This window comes from uncultured Agitococcus sp., assembly GCF_937920075.1.
In the GTDB taxonomy this organism is placed as follows: domain Bacteria; phylum Pseudomonadota; class Gammaproteobacteria; order Pseudomonadales; family Moraxellaceae; genus Agitococcus.
On sequence record NZ_CALETI010000427.1, the window covers coordinates 1 to 1,121 of the forward strand.

At 40.2% G+C, this 1,121-nt stretch carries 2 protein-coding genes; both read left to right on the forward strand.

What is annotated here, in order from left to right:
• Positions 1-247: 247 nt before the first annotated feature.
• The gene (locus tag Q0212_RS14500; RefSeq protein WP_297926807.1) at positions 248-430 is read left to right on the forward strand and encodes a helix-turn-helix transcriptional regulator; all 183 of its coding nucleotides are present in this window, start codon (positions 248-250) and stop codon (positions 428-430) included.
• Positions 417-1,121: bifunctional DNA primase/polymerase (locus Q0212_RS14505; RefSeq protein ID WP_297926810.1), on the forward strand; the 705-nt coding region annotated here is incomplete at its 3' end. The genes Q0212_RS14500 and Q0212_RS14505, both read left to right, overlap by 14 nt.

Sequence of the window (1,121 nt, forward strand, 5' to 3'; positions counted from 1 at the left end):
CTTCATCTCGCTATTGCTGATAATAGCCTTATACCAGCCAGCAGGGATTGGGTCATAGCTGTTTGATGGTTCGATTGTGCTTGCATCAAAATTGTAGCTTGATAAATTGCTCATAATATACTCACTGTTTCGTTGGTTAATGTTTCACTGGTTTCACTGGTTTCGTTTGTTTCGTGTACCAGTGGTTGCCATAGTAATTATAATTTGTTATTGTGTCAACACTCACAAACAAAAAAGAGGTTAAATTATGTTATCGCTGCCTGAAATTAAAAAACTGTTAGAGGATAGACAACTTAATGTTGTCGCCGAGCGTGTGGGTATTCACTCAAATACAATTTATCGGTTGGTAAAGTTTGAACGTGCCGAATATGACACAATTAAAAAACTCTCTGACTATTTAGAAGGACAATTAGAAAATGCAAAACAATAAAGAAGCCGCGTCAAGTTATGTCGCTCATGGTTTTAAATTGTGCTTAGTGCGTGGAAAAAAACCGTTTCAAGACAAATGGGAGCAGAACCCTGTTACTGATTTAAACTTGTTTGACCATAACGGCATTGGCTTGATTCATGGCTTGAGTGGTACTTGTACGCTAGACATTGACAACATCGAACACTCACAAATTGCACTTGAGGCTGTGGGCGTTGATTTAGCGCAATTGATGCGCGATGGTGTGCGGATTGAATCGGGGCGCGAGAATCGCTCTAAATTGATTTTTAAAGCACCCGTAGGCGTAGAGTTAAAACGCCACGCGCTTAACTGGCCAAGCGAACACAATCAAAAAGAATCGGATGTTGTTTTTGAATTACGCGGGGGTTTAACACAAGATGTTTTACCGCCGTCTATTCATCCCGACACTGGACAGCCTTATTTTTGGGTGGGTGACTATAAAAACATACCTGAATTACCGTCAGGATTATTAAACATTTGGACGCAATGGGATATTGCTAAAGATGTGCTTAAAAGTGCGTGTCCGTGGCACATTGAGAAAGAGGATTACAAGGCGCAATCCGCACCTGTGCGCGTGTTTAGTAGCGATAATGATGTAATCGGTACGTTTAACACTAAAATGCCATTAGTCAACATTTTGAGTAATTACGGTTATAAGCGTATCACTAAAACA